The following is a 24,459-nucleotide window of genomic DNA, read 5'->3' as shown; positions in this document are numbered from 1 at the left end:
GGCCGGCCCTACCGCTGGGTGAAGGTGCCGAGGTGGTTGGCGTCCAGGTACTCCACGCGGACCGTGCCGTCGGCGAAGGTGACCCCGGTGCGGCCGACCGCGTTCTCGCCGGCGGTCTCGAAGCTGAAGACGTCGCCGTCGTAGTGGGTCAGGGGGAACTTCAGGGGCTTGGGGCCGAGGGAGAGGGTCAGGCCGCTGCCGTCGGGGTTCGCCGTCACGGTGAGTTTGCCGTAGTACGGGTTGTCGTACGTCCCGGTGTACGCGGTGTCGTCCCGGGCGGGCTTGGCGTTCGCGGGCGGGTGCGCGTAGTCGGTGGGGGAGCGGCCGGTGTCGAGCGCCTGCGCGTACAGGGCGGAGGCGAGCGCGAGCCAGTCGGTGGTGGGCCGGCCGTGTTCGGCGACGTCGAAGAAGTCGAGGGCGACGGCGTCGGCGAGGCCGACGGGGGCGCCGTTGGTGAGGACGATGATGCCGAGCTGCTCCAGCGGGAGCATGGTGACGTTGGTGTTGGCGCCGAGTTCGAAGGCCCCGGAGTGGCTCAGGCGCAGCCGGCCGGCGTCGTCGTAGGAGACGTTCCAGCCGAGGCCGTAGAAGCCGGTGTGCTCTCCGGTGGCGGTGGTGGGCGGCTGCGACAGGATCTGCGGCAGGTGGGTGCGGGCGAGGGTGTCGGCGGGGACGATCTGCTTGCCGTCGAGGGCGCCGTTGCCGAGCTGGAGGCGCAGCCAGCGGGACATGTCGCGGGCGGTGGAGCTGACGCCGCCGGCGGGGGACTGGGCGTCGGGGTCGCGGACGTAGCGGGGGCTCCAGGTGCCGTCGGGGTTCTTCACGTGGGTGGCGGCGTGGTCGGGGGCGTCGCGGAAGGCCGAGAACTCGGTGCTGGTGCGGGTCATGCCGGCCGGCTTGAAGAGGGTGTCCTCCGACAGCTTCTGCCAGCTGGTGCCCTTGGCGGCGGCGATGGCCTCGGCGGCGGCGGTGAAGCCGAAGTTGGTGTACGCGTAGCTGATGCGGAACGGGTCGAGGGGTTCGAGGCGGAGGTGGTCGAGGATGTACGCCTGGTCGTAGCCGAGGTCTTCGAGGAGATCCCCGGCGTGGTCGGGGAGGCCGCTGCGGTGGGAGAAGAGGTCGGCGGTCGCGACGTGGTCGGTGACCCAGGGGTCTCCCAGCGCGAAGCCGGGGAGGGGGACGTGCTTGTCCCACTCGGCGGGGTCGGTGAGGGTGCCGGCGACGACGGTGGAGGAGACCGGCTTGGAGAGGGAGGCGATCTGGAAGACGGTGTCGGGGTCGACCTTGCCGGTCTCGCCGGTCTTGCGGACGCCGAAGCCCTTGAGATAGACGACCTTGTCGTTGTGGACGACGGCCACGGAGGTGCCGGGGACGCCGGTCGTCTTCATCATGGCGGCGACGGTGTCGTCGAGACGGGCCACGGCCTTCTCGACGGCGGCGTCCGTGATCTGGGGTTTCGGGGGTGGGGGCGGGCTGGGGGCGGCCGTTGCCGTTGCCGTCCCGGCGGCGCCCAGCGCGACGAGAACCCCGATGGCCGTGAGCCCGCGCAGCGTACGCATGCCCACATTCTCCTGCCGCCGCCGCCCCACCGCCCGTCGTGGCCGAACCACGTCCGGGGCCGGCGCCAAGGGCGGCGCGGAAGCCGCCCCGCCCGCCGGGGCTCGGCCCCGGCCGGCCGGTCAGGCCGCGCGTTCCTGTTCGGCTTCCACCGTGGCGTTCCAGTCGCGCTTGATGGCGCGCCAGCCCTCGTCCGTTTCGCCCTGGCGCCAGTAGCCCGAGATCGACAGGCGTTCGCGCGGGACGCCGCGTTCCAGGCGGAGGTGGCGGCGGAGGTCCTTGACGAAGCCCGCCTCGCCGTGGACGAACGCGTGGACGTCGGTGGAGGGGAAGTCGAGGGCGGTGATCGCCTCCACCAGCGCCTCGCCGACGGGGCGGCCCGCGCGGTGCAGCCAGATGGGGATGACACCGTCCGGGGTGGCGATCTTCTGCTCGTCCGCCGGGCCCTCGACCTCCACGAACGCGTGGACCTCGGCTCCGACCGGCATCCGCTCCATCGCCGCGCCGATCGCCGGCAGGGCGCTCTCGTCGCCGACCAGGAGATGCCAGCCCGCCGCCGGGTCCGGGGCGTACGCGCCGCCCGGGCCGAGGAAACGTACCGTCTCACCAGGCTGGACCCGGGCGGCCCAGGGGCCGGCGAGGCCCTCGTCCCCGTGGACCACGAAGTCGAGGGTCATCTCCCGGTGCGCCGGGTCCCATGCCCGGACCGTGTACGCGCGCTGGCGCGGCCACTCGTCGCGCGGGTGGGAGGAACGAATCGCCTCCAGGTCCCAGGGGGCGTCGTACGTGACACCCTCCGGCGCGAACAGGAGCTTGATGTAGTGGTCGGTGAACTCGCCCGCGTCGAAATCGGCCAGCCCGTCACCGCCCAGCACCAAGCGCACCATGTGCGGCGTCAGCCGCTCGGTGCGTACAACGACGGCAGTGCCGACTGTGCGGGCGCGTCCTTCTGCCACGGCGTCTCCCCTGACTCCAGTTAAACTTAGGATTACCTAAGTTAGCACCTCATGGGAGGAGTGCGCCGCTCAGACGCGACACAGCTCCGCCCAGACCCCACCTGTGCGCGAGCGCGTCCACGAGATCAGGCTGCGCCGGAGCCTTCGGCAGAACCGGGTCGAAGTCCGGAAGCGGAACGTCCGCGGCGACCTTGACGACCTTCGGGGCGACCGCCAGATACGGCCGGGACTCGTGCAGCCGCTTACGCTGCGTGAGGGTCAGCTTGGACCTCGGGTCGTCGATCGCCGCGATGATTCCGGCCAGATCGCCGTACGCGTCGAGCAGCTTCGCCGCCGTCTTCTCGCCGATGCCCGCAACCCCCGGCAGGCCGTCGCTCGGGTCCCCGCGCAGCAGCGCCAGGTCCGCGTAGCCCGGGCCGTCCACCCCGTACTTCTCGCGCAGCCACGCCTCATCCGTCACCTGGAGCGAGCCCACGCCCTTGAGCGGGTACAGCACGCGCCGCTGCCGGGCGTCGTCCACCAGCTGGTAGAGGTCCCGGTCGCCCGTGACGATGTCCACCGGGCCGGTCGCCCGCGCCGTCAGGGTCCCGATGACGTCGTCCGCCTCGTACCCGGCGACGCCCACCCGCGCGATCCCGAACGCGTCCAGCGCCGCCTCGATGATCGGCACCTGCGGGGCCAGGGTGTCGGGCGTCTCCTCCAGGTCAGGACCGGTCTGCGACTCCGCCGCGACCCGGTGCGCCTTGTACGAGGGAATCAGCTCCACCCGCCAGTGCGGCCGCCAGTCGGCGTCCATGCACGCCACCAGGTCGTCCGGGCGGTGGTCCTGGACCAGCCGCCCGATGAAGTCGAGCAGCCCGCGCACGGCGTTCACCGGGGTGCCGTCCGGGGCCTTCACGGAATCCGGTACGCCGAAATACGCGCGGTAGTAGAGGGAGGCGGTGTCCAGGAGCATCAGGCGTCGTGTCGTCACGGTGACGATGATGCCGCAGCCGCGCCGTGAACCGCTGACTCCGGCCAGCCAGGCCGACCGCGCGAAACCGGAGGCGGTTGCTGCGTATGGTGCTTACAGCAGTGTGCGCGCTTACCGCAGACCGATGTGCGACGGACAAGGGGAGGGCAGCCCCGACATGAACGACAGGGACGGCGCAGACGACAAGGAACGGGACAAGGACGCCAAGGAACCGCTTCGGGTGGGTGTGGCCGTACGCAAACGGCGCCGCGCCCTCCACCTGACGCTGGCCGCGGTGTCGGCGCGCAGCGGTCTCTCGGTGCCTTTCCTGAGCCAGATAGAGAACGAGCGGGCCCGGCCCAGCATGCGTTCCCTGGAGCGGGTCGCGGACGCGCTGGAGACCACGGCCGTCGAACTTCTGGCCGCCTCCGACACCGCGCGCACGGTGGACCTCGTACGGGCCGGTGACGACTCCGGGCTCGAACCGGTGCCCGGTGTGCGTCCCCTCGTACGGGGCCACCACCAGCTGCACGCACTGGAGTTCACCGGGGACCAGGACGCCGGCCGGGAGTACCAGCACCGCAACGACGAGCTGATGTACGTCGTCTCGGGCGCCTGCCAGGTGGAGGCCGAGGGGCGGGCGTACCGGCTGGAGAGCGGGGACGCGCTGTTCCTGTCGGGCGGCGTGCGCCACCGCTGGCGGGCGGTCACCGAGGACACCCGGTTCCTGGTCGTGGCGGTCGGCGAGCACATCGACGCGACCTCCGAGCCGCCCTCGCCCGGGCAGTGAGGGTCGTCTCGCTGGTGCCGTCGCTGACCGAGGCGGTGGCGGTGACCGCGCCCGGGCTGCTGGTCGGCGTCACCGACTGGTGCACGCACCCCGCCGACCTGGTCGCCGACGGCGGCGCGGTGCGGATCGGCGGCACGAAGAACCCCGACGTACGGGCGATCGTGGCGCTGCGCCCCGACCTGGTGATCGCCAACGAGGAGGAGAACCGGGCCCCCGACCTCGCGGAGCTGCGGGCGGCCGGGGTGCGGGTGCTGGTCACCGAGGTACGGAGCCTGCCGCAGGCGCTGCGCGAGCTGGACCGGGTACTGGTGGGAGCGCTGGGGCTGGCGCGACCGGGGTGGCTGGCGGACGCGGAGGCCGCGTGGGCCCGGGTGGAGCCGGACGCGGAGCGGTTGGCGTTCGTACCGATCTGGCGGCGGCCGTGGATGGTGCTCGGCCGGGACACCTTCGCGGGGGACCTGCTGGCGCGGCTGGGCGTGCGCAACGTGTACGCCGGGCACGCGGAGCGGTATCCGAGGGTCCCCGTGGCGGAGCTCGCGGAGTCCGGGTGCGATCTGGTGGTGCTGCCGGACGAGCCGTACCGCTTCACGGCCGAGGACGGGCCGGAGGCCTTCCCGGGACTCCCGGCGGCGCTGGTCAGCGGACGGCACCTGACCTGGTACGGACCCTCGCTGGCGGAGGCCCCGGCGGTCCTGGCGCGGGCCTTGGGTGCGGGCGGCGCCTGAGCCGGCACGGGCTCGCGCCGGCGCGGGGCCGGTGCCTGTGCCCGGCGGGGCCCTGCGCGGGGTCGGTGCCTGCCCGGCGGGGCCCTGCGCGGGGTGCGGTGAGGGGGGCGCTCGTACTCCGCGGGGATGCGTATCGGAAGAAGCCTTGCCCTGTTCGCGGGGGCGGCCCTGCTGGTCGGTGCCTGCGCGGCGCCGGAGTCCGGGTCGGGGCCGGGCCCGGCCGCTGTCCGTGCGCTATGAGCGGCGGACGACCAGGAGCTAGCGCGGGGCCGCGAGGAGGCGGCCGGTGCGGAGGCCGCGCAGGGTGTGGGTGGCGGCCAGGAGCCAGGCGGTGACGAGGGCCAGGAACAGGGCCGCGGCCAGCCAGGCGTAGGCGGTCAGGCCGGTGTGCCGGGCCAGGCCGGCGGCGCCGGTGACGCAGGTGCCGACGGGGAAGGTCAGGGCCCACCAGGTCATCGCGAACCCCATGCCCTGGCGCGCGGCCCGCACCAGCATCGCGGCGGCCAGCGCCAGCCACAGCAGCGCGAAGCCCATCACGGGGACCCCGTAGACGACCGCGAACGCGCCGAGCGCGTCGGCGTAGGGGGCGCCGATCGACTGCGGGGCCACGTCCGCGAGCTGGTTCACGGCGGTGGTGGACTGCCCGAGGGGGCCCAGTACCAGGAAGAGGGTCGGGGTGAGGGCCAGGGGGAGCGGGCCGCTCACGATCAGCCGGCCGAAGACCAGGGGCAGCATCAGCAGGGTGGCCAGCAGGCTGATGCCGAACATGGCGTAGCAGGCGAGCAGCAGCGCCTCGCGGGGCTGGCCCGCGGGCAGGTGGGGTATCAGCAGCGGGCCCACGGCGGCGGACACCATCGGGGCGACCAGCGGGAGCAGCCAGACGGGGGTGGCCTGGTGGGGCTCGACCTGGTGCCGGACCACCATCAGGTAGGGCACGGCGACGGCCATGACCAGGCCGGTCACGGTGCCGGCGGTGAAGAGGACGGCGTCGGCGGCGACGGCCGGGCCGACGCCGATCAGGTCCTTGCCGACGGTGAGGGTGGCGGCGCCGACGGCCAGCAGCGCCATCGAGAGACACCCGTAGAAGGGAGCGACGGCGGGGTCGAGGAGATGGGCGCGGGCCTGGTCGCGGTGGTGGAGCCAGTGCCCGGCGCGGGCGGTCAGGAGGACGGCGAGAGCGGCGGCGGACAGCGCCCAGATCAGCTGGCAGGCCACGCGCTGCCCGGGCAGCTGGTACGGGAGGCTCGCGCCGGCGTTGGCGATGATCGCCGTGCCCATGACGGACGCGTACCAGTTGGGGCCGAGGTGCCGGAGCGCGGGTGCCTTGTGGGCGGGGCGCACGGGTTCGGTGGCGGTGCGGGGTCGCACGAGGGTGGTGGCCATGGAGCCAGCGTCGCCCCGGCGGGGGCGGGGCGGCAGAGGTCACGTTCATATGAGGGCATAAACTGCATTTATGGGTAACGAGGAGTGGGTGCCGTTGGCGCACCGCGTGCCGGACCTCGGCGCGCTGGAGCTGCTGCTGGCGGTGGCGCGGGTCGGCAGCCTGAGCGGGGCCGCGCGCCGACTGGGGATCACCCAGCCCGCCGCTAGCAGCCGGATCCGGGCGATGGAGACCCGGCTGGGGGTCGCGTTGGTGGACCGCTCGCCGCGGGGGTCGACGCTGACGGCGGACGGCGCGCTGGTCACGGACTGGGCCCGGCGGGTGGTGGAGGCGGCCGAGGCGTTCGACGCGGGGGCGCAGGCGCTGCGGGGGCGGCGGGACTCGCGGCTGCGGGTGGCGGCCAGCATGACGATCGCGGAGTACCTGCTGCCGGGGTGGCTGATCGCGCTGCGGGGGCAGCGGCCGGACACGGCGGTGTCGCTGCATGCCGGGAACTCGGCGGTGGTGGCGGAGCGGGTGCTGGCCCATGAGGCGGACCTGGGGTTCGTGGAGGGGCTGTCCGTGCCGGAGGGGCTGGACTCGGTGGTGATCGCGCAGGACCGGCTGGTGGTCGCGGTGGCGCCGGGGCACCCGTGGGCGCGGCGGGCGCGGGGTGTCGAGGCCGCGGAGCTGGCGGCGACGCCGTTGATCCTGCGGGAGCGGGGGTCGGGGACGAGGCAGGTGCTGGACGCGGCGCTGGCGGGGTGCGGGGGGCTGGCGGTGCCGCTGCTGGAGCTGGCGTCGACCACCGCGGTGAAGGCGGCGGCGCTGAGCGGGGCGGGGCCGTGTGTCCTGTCGGAGCTGGCGGTGGGGGACGAGCTGGCGGGGCGGCGGCTGGTGGAGGTGCCGGTGTCGGGGGCCGCCGGGCTCGGCCGGGCCCTACGGGCGGTGTGGCCCGGGGGGACCCGGCCGGCCGGGCCGGCGCGGGACCTGCTCTCGCTGACCCGCGGCCAGCCCCCGGCCGCCGCCTGACCGGACGCCGCTGCGCCGCCGCCGGGGCGCCGCCTCGGACCCCGCGCCTCAATCGCCGGCGGGGCTGGATTGTCCCGGCCCGGGGCGGAACGTGCCCGGGTGGCGCCGGGGTTGTCGGGTGCGGCGCCGTTGCCGGGGGTCGGCCCCGGACCCCCGCGCCTCAATCGCCGGCGGGGCTGGATTGTCCCGGCCCGAGGCGGAACGTGCCCGGGTGGCGCCGGGGTTGTCGGGTGCGGCGCCGTTGCCGGGGGCCGGCCCCCGGACCCCCGCGCCTCGAACGCCGGCGGGGCTGGGGGGTGCCGGCGAGGCTGAGGGGGGCCGGAGAGGGTGCCGGCGGGCCCGGGCGTGTGTCTTAGACGGCGGCCAGGCTGAATGCGCAGGCCTCGATCATCGAGGACATCACACGGGTGTCCTTGTCGCGTTCCGGGTGCCATTGGACGCCCAGGACCCAGCGGTCCGGGTCGGGGAGTTCGATGGCTTCCACAGTGCCGTCCACGGCGTGGGCCGAGACGATCAGGTCGCGGCCCAGCCGGTCCACCGCCTGGTGGTGGTACGTCGGGACCTGCGCCTCCTCCGGGACCAGCGCCGCGTAGCGGGTGCCCGGGACCGGGCGGACCGGGTGCCAGGAGGTGGCGCCCGGGGTGTCGACGTGGCCGTCGATGTGCTGGTGCAGCGTGCCGCCGAGGGCCACGTTCAGCGCCTGCATGCCCCGGCAGATGCCCAGCAGCGGCATCCGCGCTTCGAGCGCGGCCTCGATCAGGGCCAGCTCCCAGTGGTCGCGGACCGTCGCGGGAGCACCCGTACGGGGGTCGCGCGCGGCGCCGTAGTGGACCGGGTCCACGTCCGGGCCGCCCGCGATGACCAGGCCGTCCACCCGGCTCAGCACCTCCGCCGCCCTTCCGGGTTCGTCCGGCGGGAGCAGCACGGCCGCGCCGCCCGCCGCCTGGACGAGTTCGTAGTACCCGGCGGGAACGAGGGACGTGGGAAGGTCCCACACCCCGTAGCGGGTGGATTCCTCCACATAGGTGGAGATGCCGATGAGCGGCCTGGGCACGGTTTCTACCTCCGGGAGCAGACGGGTCGGGCAGGGCAAGGGTTTCAGTCGCGGGACAGTTCCGCCTCGGCTTCCGCGAGGGCCGCGAATTCCTCCTCGGGCGCCGAGGCCACCAGGTGGTGCCGACTGTAGAGCGCGAAGTAGGCGAGGGCGACGGCGTACACGGCCAGTGCGATGAACGCCGCGTCCTTGTCCACCAGGAAGGTGGCGACCAGGGCCGACAGGGCCAGGACGAAGGCCACCGAGGAGGTGACGATGCCGCCCGGGGTGCGGTACGGCCGCTCCAGCCCCGGCTCCCGCTTGCGGAGCACGATGTGCGACAGGGCCATCAGGGCGTACGAGATGGTCGCGCCGAACACCGCGATGTTCAGCATGCGCGGGCCGTTCCCGGTGGCCGCCGCGAGCGCGAAGCCGATCGCGCCGGGGATCAGCAGGCCCAGGTACGGGGCCTTGCGCTTCGAGGTCAGGGACAGGAACCGCGGCAGGTAGCCCGCCCGGGACAGGGCGAACAGCTGGCGCGAGCCGGCGAAGATCAGGGAGAAGAACGAGGCCACCAGCCCGGCGAGACCGGCGTAGTTGACGAAGGTCTTCAGCCAGGACAGGCTCGGGTTGCCCTCCAGCGCGACGACGAGCGGGTTGCCGGCGTCCTTGATGGCGTCGGCGCCGCGCGCGCCGGTCGAGGCCAGGAAGGTGATCAGGGCGAGCAGGACCAGGATGCCCATGGAGATCGACAGGGCCCGCGGCATCGAGCGCACCGGGTCCTTGGCCTCCTCCGCCGCGAGCGGGACGCCCTCGACGCCGAGGAAGAACCACATGCCGAACGGGAAGGCCGCCCAGATGCCGAGTATGCCCAGCGGCAGCCAGGAGTTGGCCCCGGCGGCGCTGGTGTCGACGGCGATGTCGTTGAGGTTGGAGGCGTCGAACTCGGTGAAGGCGCCGAGCGCGAAGACGATCAGCGCGATCACGGCGACGGCGGTGACGACGAGGGAGAAGCGCAGGGCCTCGCCGACCCCCCACAGGTGGATGCCGATGAAGATCGCGAAGCAGGCGAGGTAGACGGGCCAGCCGGAGGTGAGCCCGAAGAGGTTCAGGGATTCGACGTAGTCGCCGATGAAGATGGCGATCGCGGCGGGGGCCAGGATGTACTCGATCAGGATCGCGGTGCCGGTGAGGAAGCCGCCCCAGGTGCCCAGTGCCCGGCGGGCGAAGCCGTAGCCGCCGCCGGCCGTCGGCAGGATCGCGGACAGCTCCGCGAGGGAGAAGACGAGACAGGCGTACATCGCGCCCATCAGGACGGTGGCGATGGCGAGGCCGCCGAAGCCGCCCTGCGCGAGGCCGACGTTCCAGCCGGAGAAGTCGCCGGAGACGACGTACGCGACACCGAGACCGGTGAGCAGCAGCCAGCCGGCGCTGCCGCGGCGCAGCGTCCGGCGCTCCAGATAGCCGTCGCCCCCGGGGGACGTGGTGGGTTCGGGCACGGCTTTCAGCCGGGCGTCGATGTCGTCGGCCATGGTGCGCTCCTACCTGAGGGCAATGGTTGTGAGGCGTACCTTTGCGTCAGGGGAGTGGAACGCGCAAGACCCCTGCGTTAAACAGCGGTTACGAAGTCCTCCCCGCCACAAGGGCGCGAATCAGCCGATCAGGCCAGAAACCCCCTCAAAAGGGCCGCCGTGCCGCAGCAGTGCTCGCGCATCGTCTCGCGGGCGCCGTCGGCGTCCTGCTCCAGAACGGCCTCGACCAGAGCGGAGTGCTGCTGCTGGGAGTGCTCCAGATTGCGCACCAGCAGCGGGATGCAGTCCAGCAGGTCGTTCACGGACGCCCTGACCGCCGCGTACTGGGCGGTCAGGGTCGCGGACCCGGCGAGTTCGCACAGGGTGAGGTGGAAGAGGGTGTCCTGGCGGCGGTAGTCCGCCAGTGGCGCGTCATGGGTGGCGGCGAGCGCGCCGAGCAGTCGATCGGAGCCCTCCTCGGTCAGCCCCTGTGCGGCGCACAGGCCGGCCGCGCCGACCTCCAGGACCTCGCGGAAGCGCAGCACGTCCTCGATGTCCACGCTCGCGACCCGCCGCCGCAGCTCCTCCTCGGCCCCGCCGGCCGGGGTGTCGGGGCGCGGCAGCACGAACGTTCCGCCGTAGCGGCCGCGCCGGGCCTCCACCAGGCCCTGGTCCTGGAGCACCTTGAGCACCTCGCGCAGGGTGACCCGGCTGATGCCCATCCGCTCGGCCAACTCGCGCTCCGGCGGCAGCCGTTCCCCGCCGGGCACCAGGCCCAGCCGGACCACCTGGAGGATCTGCTCCAGCGCCTCCTCGAAACCGTTGCCCGCCCGCACCTGTCGCAGCACGGGATTCAGCCGCGCGATCGCGTCGCCTTCACTCGCCGTATCGGTCATCTCGGCTCCTCCCCTTCCCAAGCAATGGTTCTATTCAATACCTTAGGCGCACTCGGCTCACCGAAGGAGAGATTCCAGTGGTAGACCGCAAGCCGCCGCTCGCGCCCGAGGAGCTCCGTGCCCTCGTCGCCAGCGGTGAGATCGACACAGTGGTCCTGGCCTTCCCCGACATGCAGGGGCGCCTCCAGGGCAAGCGGTTCGCCGCACAGTTCTTCCTCGACGAGGTCCTCGCGCACGGCACCGAGGGCTGCAACTACCTCCTCGCCGTCGACACCGACATGAACACCGTCGACGGATACGAGATGTCCTCCTGGGACCGGGGCTACGGCGACTTCGCCATGCACCCAGACCTCGCCACCCTGCGCCGCATCCCCTGGAACCCGGGCAGCGCCTTCGTCCTGGCCGACCTGGCCTGGAGCGACGCCTCGCCCGTCGTGGCCGCGCCCCGCCAGATCCTGCGCCGCCAGCTGGAGCGGCTCGCCGAGCACGGGTACACCGCGATGGTCGGCACCGAGCTGGAGTTCATGGTGTTCCAGGACACCTACGAGCAGGCCTGGAACGCCAACTACCGGGACCTGACCCCGGCGAACCAGTACAACATCGACTACTCCGTCCTCGGCACCGGCCGCATCGAGCCGCTGCTGCGCCGCATCCGCAACGAGATGCAGGCCGCGGGCCTGATCGTCGAGTCCGCGAAGGGGGAGTGCAACCTCGGGCAGCACGAGATCGCCTTCCGATACGACGAGGCGCTCACCACCTGCGACCAGCACGCCGTCTACAAGACGGGGGCCAAGGAGATCGCCTCCCAGGAGGGCGTCTCGCTCACCTTCATGGCCAAGTTCGACGAGCGCGAGGGCAACTCCTGTCATATCCACCTCTCCCTCGCCGACGCCGACGGGCACAACGCGATGGCCGGTGACGGACCGGGCGGAATGTCCCCCGTGATGCGGCACTTCCTGGCCGGCCAGCTGGCCGCGCTGCGCGACTTCTCCCTTCTCTACGCCCCGAACATCAACTCGTACAAGCGTTTCCGGCCGGGATCCTTCGCACCGACCGCCGTCGCCTGGGGCGTGGACAACCGGACCTGCGCCCTCCGAGTCGTCGGCCACGGCCGCTCGATGCGCTTCGAGAACCGCCTCCCCGGCGGCGACGTCAACCCGTACCTCGCCGTCTCCGGCCTGGTCGCGGCCGGGCTCTACGGCATCGAGAACCGGCTGGAGCTCCCCGAGGCCTGCGCCGGCAACGCGTACACCTCCGACTTCGCCCACGTCCCGACGACCCTGCGGGAAGCCGCCGAGCTCTGGGAGAACAGCGAGATCGCCAAGGCCGCCTTCGGCCCCGAGGTGGTCGCGCACTACCGCAACATGGCCCGCGTGGAACTCGACGCGTACGACTCCGCCGTCACCGACTGGGAGCTGCGCCGCTCCTTCGAACGCCTGTAACCCCGCGAGCAGCCACCACCCGCAGCCACCCTCACCGAACGTCTGAGAGGCATCACGTGTCCGATGCGCTGGCCCCCGACAAGTTGACAGTGTTGAATCCGGCCACCGAGGAAATCGTCGCCGTCGTCCCGGCCGCCACACGGGACGACGTCGATGCCGCCGTCGCCCGGGCCGCCGCGGCGCAGCGCGGCTGGGCGGCGGCCGCCCCCGCCGACCGGGCCCGGCTGCTGCGCCGCTTCGCCGCGGTGGTCGACGGACACATCGAGGAACTGGCCCTGCTGGAAGTCCGGGAGGCCGGGCACACCATCGGCAACGCCCGCTGGGAAGCCGGCAACGTACGCGACCTGCTGGACTTCGCCGCCGGGGGAGTGGAACGGCTCTCCGGCCGCCAGATCCCCGTCGCCGGGGGCATCGACGTCACCTTCCTCGAACCCCTCGGCGTCATCGGCGTGATCGCCCCGTGGAACTTCCCCATGCCGATCGCCGCCTGGGGCCTGGCCCCGGCCCTCGCCGCGGGCAACGCCGTCATCCTCAAGCCCGCCGAGACCACCCCGCTCACCGCGCTGCGCCTCGCCGAACTCGCCCTCGAAGCCGGGATCCCCGAACACCTCTTCCAGGTGCTCCCCGGCCGCGGGGACGAAGCCGGAGACGCGCTCGTCGAGCACCCGGGCGTCGCGAAGATCGTGTTCACCGGCTCCACCCGGGTCGGCAAGCAGATCATGGCCAAGTGCGCCGACCGGGTGAAGCGGGTCACCCTCGAACTCGGCGGCAAGAGCCCCAACATCGTCTTCGCCGACGCCGACCTGGAGGCCGCGGCCGCCGCGGCGCCGATGGCCTTCCTCGACAACACCGGCCAGGACTGCTGCGCCCGGACCCGGATCCTCGTACAGCGCTCGGTGTACGACCGGTTCCTGGAGCTGGTCGCGCCCGGGATCGAGGGCGTGGTCGTCGGGGACCCGGCCGACGAGAAGACGCAGATGGGGCCGCTGATCTCGCGGCTGCAACTGGACCGGGTGCGGTCCTACGTCACCGACGACCTCACGGCGATCCGCGGCAGCGCCCCCGAAGGCCGCGGCTTCTGGCACGCCCCGACCCTGGTCACCGGCGTCGCCCCCACCGCGCCCGTGGCCGTCGAGGAGGTCTTCGGCCCGGTCGCCGTCGTCCTGCCCTTCGAGGACGAGGAGGACGCCGTACGGCTGGCCAACGCCACCGAGTACGGGCTCTCCGGCTCCCTCTGGACCCGCGACATCGGCCGCGCGCTACGCGTCTCGCGCGCCGTCGCCGCGGGCAACCTGTCCGTCAACTCCCACAGCAGCGTCCGCTACTGGACCCCCTTCGGCGGCTACAAGCAGTCCGGGCTCGGCCGCGAGCTCGGACCCGACGCCCTCACCGCTTTCACCGAGACCAAGAACGTCTTCATCAGCACGGAGGCCTGAAACACATGACCACTGCGTCCCACGAAGAGATCGTCTGCCGCCGCCTGGTCGGCCGGACCGCCGTCATCACCGGAGCCGGCAGCGGCATCGGCCTCGCCACCGCCCGCCGCCTCGCCTCCGAAGGCGCCAACGTCGTCTGCGCGGACATCGACGAGACGGCCGGCAAGGCCGCCGCCGAGGAAGTGGGCGGTCTGTTCGTCAAGGTCGACGTCACCAGCCCCGAGGAGGTCGAGGCGCTGTTCAAGACCGCCTTCGACACCTACGGCTCGGTCGACGTCGCCTTCAACAACGCGGGCATCTCGCCCCCGGACGACGACTCGATCCTCACCACCGGCCTGGAGGCCTGGAAGCGCGTCCAGGACGTCAACCTGACCTCCGTCTACCTGTGCTGCAAGGCCGCCCTGCCCTACATGCAGCGCCAGGGCCGCGGCTCGATCATCAACACCGCCTCCTTCGTGGCCATCATGGGCGCCGCGACCTCGCAGATCTCGTACACCGCCTCCAAGGGCGGCGTGCTCGCCATGTCCCGCGAGCTCGGCGTGCAGTTCGCCCGCGAGGGCATCCGCGTCAACGCCCTGTGCCCGGGGCCGGTCAACACCCCGCTGCTCCAGGAGCTGTTCGCCAAGGACCCGGAGCGGGCCGCCCGCCGGCTCGTGCACATCCCGCTGGGCCGGTTCGCCGAGCCCACCGAGATCGCTGCCGCCGTGGCCTTCCTCGCCAGTGACGACTCCTCCTTCATCAACGCCACCGACTTCCTGGTCGACGGCGGCATCTCCGGCGCGTACGTGACGCCCCTGTAGCGGCACCCGCGGGCGGCGCGCCGGGGTGGCCCCGGGCGTTCACCCGCACTCCATCCCCCCGACAGCCGGGCGTCGCACGACGCCCGGCTGTCGTGTTCTACCGTCCGAGACGATCTTCATCAGAAAAGGGAGCGTTCACCTCAGTGACCCCACGTAGCACCGCGCGACGGCTCCAGGCCGTCGCCGCCGCCGCGATCACCGCCGGCACCCTCGTCGCCACCGCGCCCGCCGCCCAGGCGGCCCGCCCCGGCGGCCACTGCGTCACCCCGAAGCTCGCGGCCGGCTGGTACGGGGACAACCAGGCCCGCCTCCAGCGGCTGATCGACGAGTACGGCCGCTGCAACCCGTACCGGCCGAACCGGAACAAGCCCGTCGCCGTGTTCGACTGGGACAACACCGTCGTCAAGAACGACGTCGGCGACGCCACCATGTTCTGGCTGCTGCGCAACGGCAAGATACGCCAGCCCGCCGCCCGCGACTGGTCCACCACCAGCCGCTTCCTCACCCCTGCCGCCGCCCGGGCGCTGGCCGACGCCTGCGGCGCACTCGCCCACCCCGGCGACCCGCTGCCCACCGGCACCCCGGCGGGCGCAGGCTGCGCCGACGAGATCAACGCCGTCTACGGGACGGCCGCGACGCGGGGCGGGGCCGCCGCCTTCGCGGGCTGGGACCGGCGCACCACCGAACCCGGCTACGCCTGGCTCCCGCAGCTGATGCAGGGCTGGACCGCGCGCGAGGTCCGCGGCTTCGCGGCCGCCGCCCGCACCGAGAACCTCGCGGCGCCGATCGGCGCCAAGCAGCAGGTCGGCAGCTCCGCCGCCACCGGCTGGGTCCGCTACTACGACCAGCAGAAGGACCTCGTGCGGGGCCTGCAGAAGGCCGGCTTCGACGTCTGGATCAGCTCGGCCTCGCCGCAGCCGGTCGTCGAGGTGTGGGCCGAGGGCGTCGGCATCGACGCGGACCACGTCATCGGCATCCGCAACGTGACCTCCTACGGCGGGAAGTTCACCCCGCACCTGCGGGGCTGCGGGTCGGTCGAGGACGGCGCCGACACGATGATCACGTACATCGACGGCAAGCGCTGCTGGATCAACAAGGAGATCTTCGGCGTGCGCGGCGCCGCGGCCGAGAAGGTCCAGCCGGCCGCGCGGCGACAGGTGTTCGCCGCGGGCGACTCCGACACCGACATCTCGTTCCTGCGGGACGCGACCGCGCTGCGGCTCGTGGTCAACCGGAACAAGAACGAGCTGATGTGCCGCGCGTACGACAACAGCGACGGCAAGTGGATCGTGAACCCGATGTTCATCGAGCCGAAGTCGCGCAAGGCCGCGCCGTACCCGTGCGCGACGAGCGGGTACGTGGACCACGACGGCACGCCGGGGCCCGTCCGGCGGGGTGACACGAGCATCATCCCCGACCAGACGGACGCGGTGTTCGGCGGCTAGAGCCTGTCTCTTGGAAGTGCGGTGCGCATGGTGCCGCATGCCCCGCCGGGATGACGATGATCGATCCGCTCCACGGCTGAATCCACGGCGGACGCGGCCGGGGCGGCGGGCGTGGCCGGGGCGGCGGGCGTGGCGTCGGGATTTGTACGGGTTGTCGGGTGATGATGGCGCGGTGCGACTTGATCACGTGTCCTATGCGGTGGCCCGCGACAGCTTCGTCTCGACCGTCCAGTGGATCGGGTCGGCCCTCGGCGCCGGGTTCGTCGACGGGGGCGTGCACCCGCGATTCGGCACCCGCAATTTCATTCTCCCGCTGAGCGGCGGCACCTACGTCGAGGTCGTCACCACACTCGACCACCCCGCCGCCGACCGCGCACCCTTCGGCCAGGCGGTCGCGCGCCGCGCCGCCGAGGGCGGCGGCTGGCTCGGTTGGGTGGTCTCCGTCGACGACATCGCCCCGGTCGAGGCCCGCCTCGGCCGCACCTCGGCCGAGGGCCACCGTGTCCGCCCCGACGGGTTCGACCTGAGGTGGAAGCAGATCGGCCTGCTGGAGCTGCTGGAGGACCCGCAACTGCCCTACTTCCTTCAGTGGTCGGTCCCCGTCGAGGAGCGCCCGAGCGCCGACCCGCGCACCTCCACCACCATCCAGGGGGTCTCCATCGCCGGCGACGCCGCCTCCATCGCCGAATTCCTCGGCGAACCGGCCGACCACCCCCTCGACCAGATCGACGTCACCTGGGTCGAGGATGAGGAACCGGGACTGGTCTCGGTCGAGTTCGCCACCGCCCACGGCCCGGTCACGATCTGACCGGGGCCCGACTGCCCCGAGGGAGCAGCCGGCTGGGGCCTCCCGGCCGGCGCGTGTCTCTTCGACGGGTTGGTCGGTTCGAGGCCATCGCGTGGAAGTACCGCACCAACTCGCCATCGCCTACCAGACAGCACTCCACCTCGCCGCCCTCCTCCTCTGGGCACGACGCTGACCAAAGAGACAGAACCCAGGGGCCAGGGGACTAAGGGGGCTAGAGGAAGGTGCGGCCTTCGCCCCGGTAGGTCGGGACGGTGGCGGTGACGCGGTCGCCCTCGATCAGGTGCAACGCGTCGAAGCGCTCGCACAGTTCCCCCGCCTTGGCGTGGCGGAACCAGACCCGGTCGCCGATCAGCAGGTCGTCGGCCGGGCTGCCGAGCAGCGGGGTCTGCACCTCGCCCGCGCCTTCCTGCGGGTCGTAGCGCAGGCCCTGGGGGAGGTACGGGACCGGGAGCCGGTCCGCCCCGGCCGCGCCGGAGGCGGGGTACCCGCCGCCGAGCACGGTGACCACGCCCACGCCGGGCCTGCGGACCACCGGCTGCGCGAAGAGGGCGGCGGGGCGGCCCCGGAACGAGCTGTAGTTGTCGAACAGCCGCGGTACGTAGAGCCCCGAACCGGCGGCGATCTCGGTGACGGCGTCCTCGGCGGCGGTCTGCTGGACGCTTCCGGTGCCGCCGCCGTTGACGAACTCCAGGTCCGGGACCACGGAGCGGACGGCCCGGACGGCCTCGGCGCGGCGGGCCGCCAGCTCCTTGCGGGCGGCGGCCTGCATCAGGCGGATGGCCCGGGAACGCAGCGGCCGCCCCGCGAGGGCGTCGCCGACGCCGGCGACATGGCCCTCGTAGCCCATGACCCCGACGACGCGGAAGCCCGGCCGGGCGCGGACGGCACGGGCGAGGTCCGCGAGCTGCGCGGGCTCGCGCAGCGGCGAACGGCGGGCGCCGACGCGGACCTTGCCGCCGAAGAGGTGGAGCGCGGTGTCGAGCTCCAGGCAGACCCGGATCTCCTGGGTGCCGTGTCCGTCGCGGGACCGGTCGATCAGCTCCAGCTGGGCGGGGTCGTCGACCATGACGGTGACGGCGCCCGCCAGCTTGGGGTCGCCGGCGAGTTCGGCGAAGCCGGCGCGGTCGGCGGAGGGGTAGGCGAGCAGGACGTCCTCGAACCCGGAGCGGGCCAGCCAGATGCTCTCGGCGAGGGTGTACGACATGATCCCGGCGAACCCGGGCCGGGCCAGGACCCGTTCGAGCAGCGCGCGGCACCGGACGGACTTGCTGGCCACGCGGATCGGCTTGCCGCCGGCGCGGCGTACGAGGTCGTCGGCGTTGGCGTCGAAGGCGTCGAGGTCGACGATGGCCAGCGGCGCGTCGAGGTGGGCGGTGGCCCGGTCGTAGCGGGCCCGGTCACCTCCGGCGGGGGGATTCATGGCGGCAGCTTGCCAGACCCCTTTACCGGTGGGTAGGCCCCGGAACCCGCCGTCTCACCCCTCGGCCGGCGCGCCGCCGGCGGTGTCGGGGGCCGGCCCCACAACCCCCGCGCCTCAAACGCCGGCGGCGATGTCGGCGCGCCGCGGCGCTGGTGCGCGGTGGCCGGCGGTGTCGAGGTGTGGAGCGGGGGGTTTGGGGTGTGGAGCGGGGGGTTTGGGCGCGGACGTAGAGTACGGGGAGGCCGCAGCAGATGAACGGGGGGCTGAGCCGCCGTATGAGCATGTCCACAGAGCAGACCGACGTGCCCGTGCAGGCCGCACCCCGGCGGCTGGTGGCCGCCGTGCTGTGTGGGGTGCTCGGGGCCGGGCTCGTGGGTGGGGCCGGGGTGAGCGCCTGGGAGAAGCGCCGGGACGGTGAGCGGGCGGTGGGCGCCGAAGTCGCCTATCGCAAGGCCGGGTCGCTGTGGCGCGGGAGTCCCGTGGACCGTCTGTTTCCGCCCGTGCTCGACGGGGCCGCCGCCGGGCCCGGCGGTTCCGACCGGACCTGGACCCGGATCGCCCTGGCCCCCGACGCCGAGTGCGCCGCGGCCCTGGCTCCCGAGTGGCAGGGCCTGCTCGCCGAGACCGGCGCCGGCTGCACCCGCGTGCTCCGTGCCACGTACACGGACGCGACCCGCAGCTCCCTCATCGCCGTCGGGCTCGTCTTCGCCCCCGCGGACGCCACCACCATGGCCGGCCTGCGCGGGCATCTCACCGCCCCGCCCGCCTACGGGTTCACCGACGCCCAGCGCGCCGCCTGGACCGCGACCGTGCTCCCCGAGGCCCCCGTCGTCGTCTACGCCGTCTCCGCCTTCGCCGACGGCCGCACCCTCGACACCCCGCTGCCCGCCGCGGACGCGGTGAAGAAGGGCGCCACCTCGGCCGTGGCCCGCGCCGGCCTCGGCCACGAGGCGCAGGCCGTCGCCGACCGGATGGAGCGCGGCGTCCGCGCCCTCGCCACCGTGCCGGAGCCGAAGAAGTGAACGGACGCCGCCGGCAGTCGGCCCTCCTCCTCGCCCTCCTGCTCGCCGGCGTCGGCGCGGCCCCCGCCGCCGCCGACACGGTCGACATCGTCCGCGACCGCCAGTGGGCCCTGCTCGCCCTGCGCGCCGAGGAGGCCTGGGGCACCACCCAGGGCGACGGCGTCACCGTCGCCGTCCTGGACACCGGCGTCGACTCGACCCACCCCGACCTCGCCGGGCGGGTCCTGGACGGCACCGACCTCATCGGCATGGGCGCCGGTCGCGGCGACCGTGCCTGGGCCCGCCACGGCACCGCCATGGCCGGGATCATCGCCGGGCACGGCCACGGCACCGACCGGCGCCAGGGCGTCCTCGGCATCGCCCCCCAGGCGAAGATCCTCCCGGTCCGGGTGATCCTCGAAGAAGGCGACCCCGGCCGCGCCAAGGCCCGCGAGAACAAGGGCGGCGCTCTCGCCGAGGGCATCCGCTGGGCCGCCGACCACGGTGCCGACGTGATCAACCTGTCCCTCGGCGACGACAGCGAGTCCGCGCACCACGAGGCCGCCGAGGACGAGGCCGTCCAGTACGCCCTCGGCAAGGGCGTGGTCGTCGTCGCCTCCGCCGGCAACAGCGGCAAGGACGGCGACCCCGTCTCCTACCCGGCCGCCTACCCCGGGGTCATCGCCGTCGCCGCGGTCGACCGGCGCGGCCGCCGGGCCGCCTTCTCCACCCGCAACTGGTACGCCACCGTCAGCGCCCCCGGCGTCGGCGTCGTCATCGCCGATCCCGACCGCTCCTACTACGAGGGCTGGGGCACCAGCGCCGCGGCCGCCTTCGTCTCCGGCTCCGTCGCCCTGGTCAAGGCCGCCCACCCCGACCTGTCCCCGGCGCAGATCAAGAGGCTGCTGGAGGACACCGCCTCCGACGCCCCGGCCGGCGGACGCGACGACTCCAGGGGCCACGGCCTGGTGGACCCCGTCGCCGCGCTCCAGGCGGCCGAGGCGCTGCGCCCCGAGCGGCCGCTGCCCTCGCCGGTGGCCGCCGGGCAGCCCTACTTCGGCCCCGGTCCCGAGCCCGCCCCGGCCGCCGGGCGCGGTACCCGGCTCGGGGCCCCGGCGGCCGCCGCCGCGGGGGCGGCGCTGCTCGTGCTGGCCCTCGTGCTGGCCCGGCGGCCGCGGCGCCCCGGGCCGGGACAGGACCCCGGACCGGGATAGGGTCGGGTAACTGTGGCGAACAAAAACATCCCCGACCCCGGCTTCTCCGACGACGACGGCTCCGCCGACCCCCGGCTGAGCGCGGCCCTGGCCGCCTGGGCCGAGGACCGGGGCAAGGAGCCCGAGGTGCTGGCGGCGCTCAAGGACGCCCGCCTGCTGGTCCCCGTCGTCGCCGTCCTCGGCGAGGTGGAGACCGACCCGGAGACCGGCCTCAAGCGCGAGAAGACCAGCGACATGGCCGTCCCCACCCTCAAGGCGGGGGACCGGCGCGCGCTGCCCGCCTTCACCTCCATCGCCTCGCTCGCGCTCTGGGACCCGGCGGCCCGCCCGGTGGCCGTCCCGCTGCACCAGGCCCTCCAGGCCGCCGCGCACGAGAAGGCCGACACCGTCGTCCTGGACCTGGCCGGCCCGGTCGCCTACCAGCTCACCGGCCCCGCCCTGCGCGCCCTCGCCGAGGGCCGTACGGACGCGGACCCGCTGGCCGACCCCGCCGTGCGGGAGGCCGTACGGGCCGCCGTGGCGGGGGAGCCCGCCGTGCTCCGCGCCCACCTCGGCCCCGGCGGGGCGGACGCCGACGGCACCCTCGCCATCGCGCTGGCCGGCGACCCCCAGACCGCCCAGGCGGCGGCCCGCCGGGTCGCCGAGGCGCTGGCCGGCGACGAGACCCTGCGCGGGCGGCTGGTGCGCGGGCTGAACCTGGCGCTGCTGCCGGCCGAGGCGCCGAACCCGCCCGGCGAGCCGCTGTACACGCGCCCGTAGGACCCGCGGAACGAGAAGAGGGAGGCCGGGGCGCCAGGCCCCGGCCTCCCTCTTCTCGTTCCCCTGGCTACGCGTACACCGGCCCCGTGAACTTCTCGCCCGGACCCTGGCCCGGCTCGTCCGGCACGATCGAGGCCTCGCGGAAGGCGAGCTGGAGCGACTTCAGGCCGTCCCGCAGCGGGGCCGCGTGGAAGGAGCTGATCTCGGTGGCGCTCGCCGTGACCAGGCCGGCCAGGGCCGTGATCAGCTTGCGGGCCTCGTCGAGGTCCTTGTGCTCGGAGTCCGGCTTGTCGAGCCCCAGGTTGACCGCCGCGGCGCTCAGCAGGTGCACGGCCACCGTGGTGATGACCTCGACGGCGGGCACGTCCGCGATGTCGCGGGTCATGGCGTCGTAGTCGGGGGCCGGGTCGGAAACGGTGGAGTCAATGGGGGGCGTCGCGTCAGTCATGTGTCACACGATATGCCGTGCGGCGGCCTTGCAACGCGGGTGCTAGTATGTACTTCGACCGGCCGGACACTTCTGTGCCCGGCCCACAAGTGGAGGCTCCGATCTCCCACCTGACTGCCCTCCGGGGCGGCGGGTCATCCGGTCAGGCGGCATCCATCGTTCCGTACGGACGATGGAAAGCTGCCCGAGTCTGCGCCCCGCGGTTCGCATGCGGAGGTGCTCCGGTTGTGTTGGAGCCCCTGCCTGTGCCCGGCGGGGCATTTTCGTGTTTCCGCCGCGGTTGGTCTGACGACAAAAAACGTCAGCGGCTGTCTGCCAGGCAGCCGTGTGGTGCTACCGAGGAGGATCCATCAGCACCGAGCCCCGCATCAACGATCGGATTCGTGTCCCTGAGGTGCGACTCGTCGGTCCCAGCGGCGAACAGGTGGGCATCGTCCCGCTTGCGAAGGCGCTTGAGCTCGCGCAGGAGTACGACCTGGACCTGGTCGAGGTCGCGGCGTCTGCACGCCCGCCGGTCTGCAAGCTCATGGACTACGGCAAGTTCAAGTACGAGTCGGCCATGAAGGCCCGTGAGGCGCGCAAGAACCAGGCGCACACGGTCATCAAGGAAATGAAGCTCCGGCCGAAGATCGACCCGCACGACTATGACACCAAGAAGGGTCACGTCGTTCGGTTCCTCAAGCAGGGCGACAAGGTCAAGATCACGATCATGTTCCGTGGTCGCGAGCAGTCCCGGCCGGAACTCGGCTACCGACTGCTGCAGCGTCTGGCTTCGGACGTCGAGGACCTCGGGTTCATCGAGTCGAACCCGAAGCAGGACGGCCGAAACATGATCATGGTTCTCGGTCCGCACAAGAAGAAGACCGAGGCGATGGCCGAAGCCCGCGAGGCGCAGGCCGCCCGCAAGGCCGAGCGCCAGGGTGTTGCCGCCACCGACGAGGAGGCTCCTTCCGAGGACGCCACCGTCGAGGCGGAGACCGCCCCCGACGAGGCTGCCGCCTCTGCCGAGGTTGCCGAGGACGTCGAGGCACCCACCTCTCACGAGGCGTCTGCCGAGGCCTGATCCAGGGACAGCCTGTCCCGGGTCACCGACACAACATGACGCTCCCGCGAGCCCGGTCCGCACAACGGACCGGACCGGCGGGAGCGCCACCGACGAGGAGATAACGGCGCTATGCCGAAGAACAAGACGCACAGCGGTACCAAGAAGCGCTTCAAGGTGACCGGCTCCGGCAAGATCCTGCGCGAGCGCGCCGGTAAGCGCCACCTGCTCGAGCACAAGTCGTCCAAGCTGACGCGTCGCCTCACCGGCAACGCCGAGATGGCCCCGGGCGACGCCGCGAAGATCAAGAAGCTTCTCGGCATCTGACGTCTCCGCTCCCTCCCGGGAGCGGGACGCCATGACCGGGACCCCATCGAATTTCGGGCCGTGTGAAGACACCCACGGCCCCGCTACAAGGAGTAAAAAGTGGCACGCGTCAAGCGGGCAGTAAACGCCCACAAGAAGCGCCGGGCGATCCTCGAGGCTGCCTCCGGCTACCGCGGTCAGCGTTCGCGCCTGTACCGCAAGGCCAAGGAGCAGGTCACCCACTCGCTGGTCTACAACTTCAACGACCGCAAGAAGCGCAAGGGCGACTTCCGTCAGCTGTGGATCCAGCGCATCAACGCCGCTGCCCGCCAGAACGGCATGACGTACAACCGCCTCATCCAGGGTCTGAAGGCCGCCAACATCGAGGTGGACCGCAAGATCCTCGCGGAGCTGGCCGTCAACGACGCCAACGCGTTCGCCGCGCTCGTCGAGGTCGCGCAGAAGGCGCTTCCGGCCGACGTGAACGCCCCGAAGGCCCCCGCTGCCGCCTAAGCGATCCGCTTCGCGCAGCAAGCCTCACTGGCTTCAGCCCGGACCCGCAGGCCCTGTGCCTGCGGGTCCGTGCGTTGTCGGCGGACCCGTCGTCGACGACCCACCTGTTTTCACCCGCAGTACGTACGGAAGCGAGCCGACCGCCATGGGTACCCCCGCCCCCGCCGAGCTGATCTCCCCCCGGTCCCCCCGGGTGGCCGCCGCCAGGCGCCTGGCGCGACGCAACTTCCGCACCAAGGAGCGCCGCTTCATCGCCGAGGGCCCGCAGGCCGTCCGCGAGGCCGTGGAGCACCGCGGGACCGAGGGCGCGACCCTGATCGAGCTGTTCGCGACCGCCGAGGCCGCCGAGCGCTACGCCGACATCGTCGAGGCCGCGCTGGCCGCCGGGGCGCGCGTCCACTACGCCTCCGACGAGGTGCTCGCCGAGGTGTCCCAGACCGTCACCCCGCAGGGCCTGGTCGGCGTCTGCCACTTCCTCGACTCGCCCTTCGAGGACATCCTGGCGGCCCGGCCCAAGCTGGTCGCCGTCCTCGCGCACGTCCGCGACCCCGGCAACGCGGGCACGGTGCTGCGCTGCGCGGACGCCGCCGGCGCGGACGCGGTGGTGCTGACCGACGCCTCGGTGGACCTGTACAACCCGAAGTCCGTACGGGCCTCCGTGGGCTCCCTCTTCCACCTCCCGGTCGCGGTCGGCGTGCCCGTCGAGCAGGCCGTCGCGGGGCTTCGGGCCGCCGGCGTACGGATCCTCGCGGCCGACGGGGCCGGTGAGGACGACCTCGACGCCGAGCTCGACGCGGGCACCATGGGCACCCCCTCGGCCTGGGTCTTCGGCAACGAGGCGTGGGGTCTGCCGGAGGAGACCCGGGCGCTCGCGGACGCCGTCGTGCGGGTCCCGATCCACGGCAAGGCCGAGAGCCTGAACCTCGCGACGGCCGCCGCCGTGTGCCTCTACGCCTCCGCGCGTGCACAGCGGGCTCCCGGAGGGTGCCGCTCCGTGACCCCCAGCTAGTAAT

General features: G+C 73.0%; 24 protein-coding genes. 15 read left to right on the top strand and 9 right to left on the bottom strand.

Features of this window, described 5'->3' with window-relative positions:
- Positions 1-8: 8 nt before the first annotated feature.
- The 3 genes from OG982_RS04500 to OG982_RS04490 form a co-directional block, all read right to left on the bottom strand.
- Positions 9-1,559 (bottom strand): serine hydrolase, encoded by a 1,551-nt coding sequence (locus tag OG982_RS04500; protein ID WP_266789511.1) that lies wholly within the window; start codon positions 1,557-1,559, stop codon positions 9-11.
- Between the two features lie 120 nt (positions 1,560-1,679).
- Positions 1,680-2,513, bottom strand: a complete 834-nt coding sequence (locus OG982_RS04495) for a siderophore-interacting protein (protein WP_266789513.1) — start codon at positions 2,511-2,513, stop codon at positions 1,680-1,682.
- A 49-nt stretch (positions 2,514-2,562) separates the two neighbouring features.
- The gene (locus OG982_RS04490) at positions 2,563-3,468 is read right to left on the bottom strand and encodes a 5'-3' exonuclease (RefSeq protein WP_266792226.1); all 906 of its coding nucleotides are present in this window, start codon (positions 3,466-3,468) and stop codon (positions 2,563-2,565) included.
- A gap of 175 nt (positions 3,469-3,643) precedes the next feature.
- Between OG982_RS04490 and OG982_RS04485 the strand changes: the two genes are divergently transcribed.
- Together OG982_RS04485 and OG982_RS04480 are read left to right on the top strand one after the other, a co-directional pair.
- Complete coding sequence (locus OG982_RS04485; protein ID WP_266789514.1) at positions 3,644-4,255, top strand: helix-turn-helix domain-containing protein; 612 nt, start codon at positions 3,644-3,646, stop codon at positions 4,253-4,255.
- The gene (locus OG982_RS04480) at positions 4,252-4,980 is read left to right on the top strand and encodes a helical backbone metal receptor (protein WP_266789516.1); all 729 of its coding nucleotides are present in this window, start codon (positions 4,252-4,254) and stop codon (positions 4,978-4,980) included. The genes OG982_RS04485 and OG982_RS04480 overlap by 4 nt, the downstream gene beginning before the upstream one ends.
- Positions 4,981-5,238: 258 nt before the next feature.
- On the opposite strand, the gene OG982_RS04475 is transcribed toward OG982_RS04480, so the two are convergent.
- Positions 5,239-6,363 carry a TDT family transporter gene (locus tag OG982_RS04475; protein ID WP_266789518.1) on the bottom strand — a complete coding sequence of 375 codons (1,125 nt, stop codon included), beginning with the start codon at positions 6,361-6,363 and terminating at the stop codon, positions 5,239-5,241.
- A gap of 70 nt (positions 6,364-6,433) precedes the next feature.
- On the opposite strand from OG982_RS04475, the gene OG982_RS04470 reads away from it, so the two are divergent.
- Positions 6,434-7,372, top strand: a complete 939-nt coding sequence (locus OG982_RS04470; RefSeq protein ID WP_266789520.1) for a LysR family transcriptional regulator — start codon at positions 6,434-6,436, stop codon at positions 7,370-7,372.
- A gap of 352 nt (positions 7,373-7,724) precedes the next feature.
- Here OG982_RS04470 and OG982_RS04465 read toward each other — a convergent pair whose 3' ends face one another.
- From OG982_RS04465 to OG982_RS04455, 3 genes are all read right to left on the bottom strand, one after another.
- Positions 7,725-8,426, bottom strand: a complete 702-nt coding sequence (locus OG982_RS04465; protein WP_266947960.1) for a gamma-glutamyl-gamma-aminobutyrate hydrolase family protein — start codon at positions 8,424-8,426, stop codon at positions 7,725-7,727.
- A 44-nt stretch (positions 8,427-8,470) separates the two neighbouring features.
- Positions 8,471-9,937, bottom strand: coding sequence for an ethanolamine permease (gene eat, locus OG982_RS04460; RefSeq protein ID WP_266789523.1), 1,467 nt, complete (start codon positions 9,935-9,937; stop codon positions 8,471-8,473).
- 128 nt (positions 9,938-10,065) lie between these two features.
- Positions 10,066-10,812, bottom strand: a complete 747-nt coding sequence (locus OG982_RS04455) for a FadR/GntR family transcriptional regulator (protein WP_266789525.1) — start codon at positions 10,810-10,812, stop codon at positions 10,066-10,068.
- 77 nt (positions 10,813-10,889) lie between these two features.
- On the opposite strand from OG982_RS04455, the gene OG982_RS04450 reads away from it, so the two are divergent.
- The 5 genes from OG982_RS04450 to OG982_RS04430 all read left to right on the top strand — a co-directional run bounded on the left by OG982_RS04450 (position 10,890) and on the right by OG982_RS04430 (position 16,743).
- Positions 10,890-12,254: a glutamine synthetase family protein gene (locus OG982_RS04450; RefSeq protein ID WP_266789527.1), complete on the top strand. Its 1,365-nt coding sequence runs from the start codon at positions 10,890-10,892 to the stop codon at positions 12,252-12,254.
- A 56-nt stretch (positions 12,255-12,310) separates the two neighbouring features.
- Entirely contained in the window at positions 12,311-13,690 is a 1,380-nt protein-coding gene (locus OG982_RS04445; RefSeq protein WP_266947959.1) for an aldehyde dehydrogenase, read from the top strand.
- Between the two features lie 5 nt (positions 13,691-13,695).
- The gene (locus OG982_RS04440; protein ID WP_266789531.1) at positions 13,696-14,490 is read left to right on the top strand and encodes a 3-oxoacyl-ACP reductase; all 795 of its coding nucleotides are present in this window, start codon (positions 13,696-13,698) and stop codon (positions 14,488-14,490) included.
- 143 nt (positions 14,491-14,633) lie between these two features.
- On the top strand, positions 14,634-15,935 hold the full coding sequence (locus OG982_RS04435; protein ID WP_266947957.1) for a haloacid dehalogenase-like hydrolase: 1,302 nt from the start codon (positions 14,634-14,636) through the stop codon (positions 15,933-15,935).
- A 172-nt stretch (positions 15,936-16,107) separates the two neighbouring features.
- Entirely contained in the window at positions 16,108-16,743 is a 636-nt protein-coding gene (locus OG982_RS04430; RefSeq protein WP_266789534.1) for a VOC family protein, read from the top strand.
- A gap of 211 nt (positions 16,744-16,954) precedes the next feature.
- Here OG982_RS04430 and OG982_RS04425 read toward each other — a convergent pair whose 3' ends face one another.
- Positions 16,955-18,163 (bottom strand): amino acid deaminase/aldolase, encoded by a 1,209-nt coding sequence (locus tag OG982_RS04425; RefSeq protein WP_266789536.1) that lies wholly within the window; start codon positions 18,161-18,163, stop codon positions 16,955-16,957.
- 275 nt (positions 18,164-18,438) lie between these two features.
- Here OG982_RS04425 and OG982_RS04420 point away from each other — a divergent pair, with 275 nt between their 5' ends.
- The 3 genes from OG982_RS04420 to OG982_RS04410 are packed head-to-tail and all read left to right on the top strand — an operon-like array spanning position 18,439 to position 21,137.
- Positions 18,439-19,185, top strand: a complete 747-nt coding sequence (locus OG982_RS04420) for a hypothetical protein (RefSeq protein WP_266947956.1) — start codon at positions 18,439-18,441, stop codon at positions 19,183-19,185.
- Positions 19,182-20,378, top strand: a complete 1,197-nt coding sequence (gene mycP, locus OG982_RS04415) for a type VII secretion-associated serine protease mycosin (RefSeq protein WP_266947954.1) — start codon at positions 19,182-19,184, stop codon at positions 20,376-20,378. The genes OG982_RS04420 and mycP overlap by 4 nt, the downstream gene beginning before the upstream one ends.
- A 12-nt stretch (positions 20,379-20,390) precedes the next feature.
- On the top strand, positions 20,391-21,137 hold the full coding sequence (locus OG982_RS04410) for an SseB family protein (protein ID WP_266947952.1): 747 nt from the start codon (positions 20,391-20,393) through the stop codon (positions 21,135-21,137).
- A gap of 67 nt (positions 21,138-21,204) precedes the next feature.
- On the opposite strand, the gene OG982_RS04405 is transcribed toward OG982_RS04410, so the two are convergent.
- Positions 21,205-21,585: a DUF1844 domain-containing protein gene (locus OG982_RS04405; protein ID WP_266789544.1), complete on the bottom strand. Its 381-nt coding sequence runs from the start codon at positions 21,583-21,585 to the stop codon at positions 21,205-21,207.
- Positions 21,586-21,910: 325 nt separating this feature from the next.
- Here OG982_RS04405 and infC point away from each other — a divergent pair, with 325 nt between their 5' ends.
- From infC to OG982_RS04385, 4 genes are all read left to right on the top strand, one after another.
- Positions 21,911-22,648, top strand: a complete 738-nt coding sequence (infC, locus tag OG982_RS04400; RefSeq protein WP_266789546.1) for a translation initiation factor IF-3 — start codon at positions 21,911-21,913, stop codon at positions 22,646-22,648.
- A gap of 111 nt (positions 22,649-22,759) precedes the next feature.
- The gene (gene rpmI, locus OG982_RS04395; protein WP_008741876.1) at positions 22,760-22,954 is read left to right on the top strand and encodes a 50S ribosomal protein L35; all 195 of its coding nucleotides are present in this window, start codon (positions 22,760-22,762) and stop codon (positions 22,952-22,954) included.
- A 99-nt stretch (positions 22,955-23,053) separates the two neighbouring features.
- On the top strand, positions 23,054-23,446 hold the full coding sequence (gene rplT, locus OG982_RS04390) for a 50S ribosomal protein L20 (RefSeq protein WP_008741875.1): 393 nt from the start codon (positions 23,054-23,056) through the stop codon (positions 23,444-23,446).
- A gap of 145 nt (positions 23,447-23,591) precedes the next feature.
- Entirely contained in the window at positions 23,592-24,455 is an 864-nt protein-coding gene (locus tag OG982_RS04385; RefSeq protein WP_266789547.1) for an RNA methyltransferase, read from the top strand.
- The last annotated feature ends 4 nt before the right edge of the window (positions 24,456-24,459 follow it).

Origin of the sequence: Streptomyces sp. NBC_01551, assembly GCF_026339935.1 — a bacterium.
Lineage (GTDB): Bacteria > Actinomycetota > Actinomycetes > Streptomycetales > Streptomycetaceae > Streptomyces.
The sequence above is the reverse complement of the archived record's forward strand: the minus strand, read 5'-3'. Positions and strand labels throughout refer to the sequence as shown.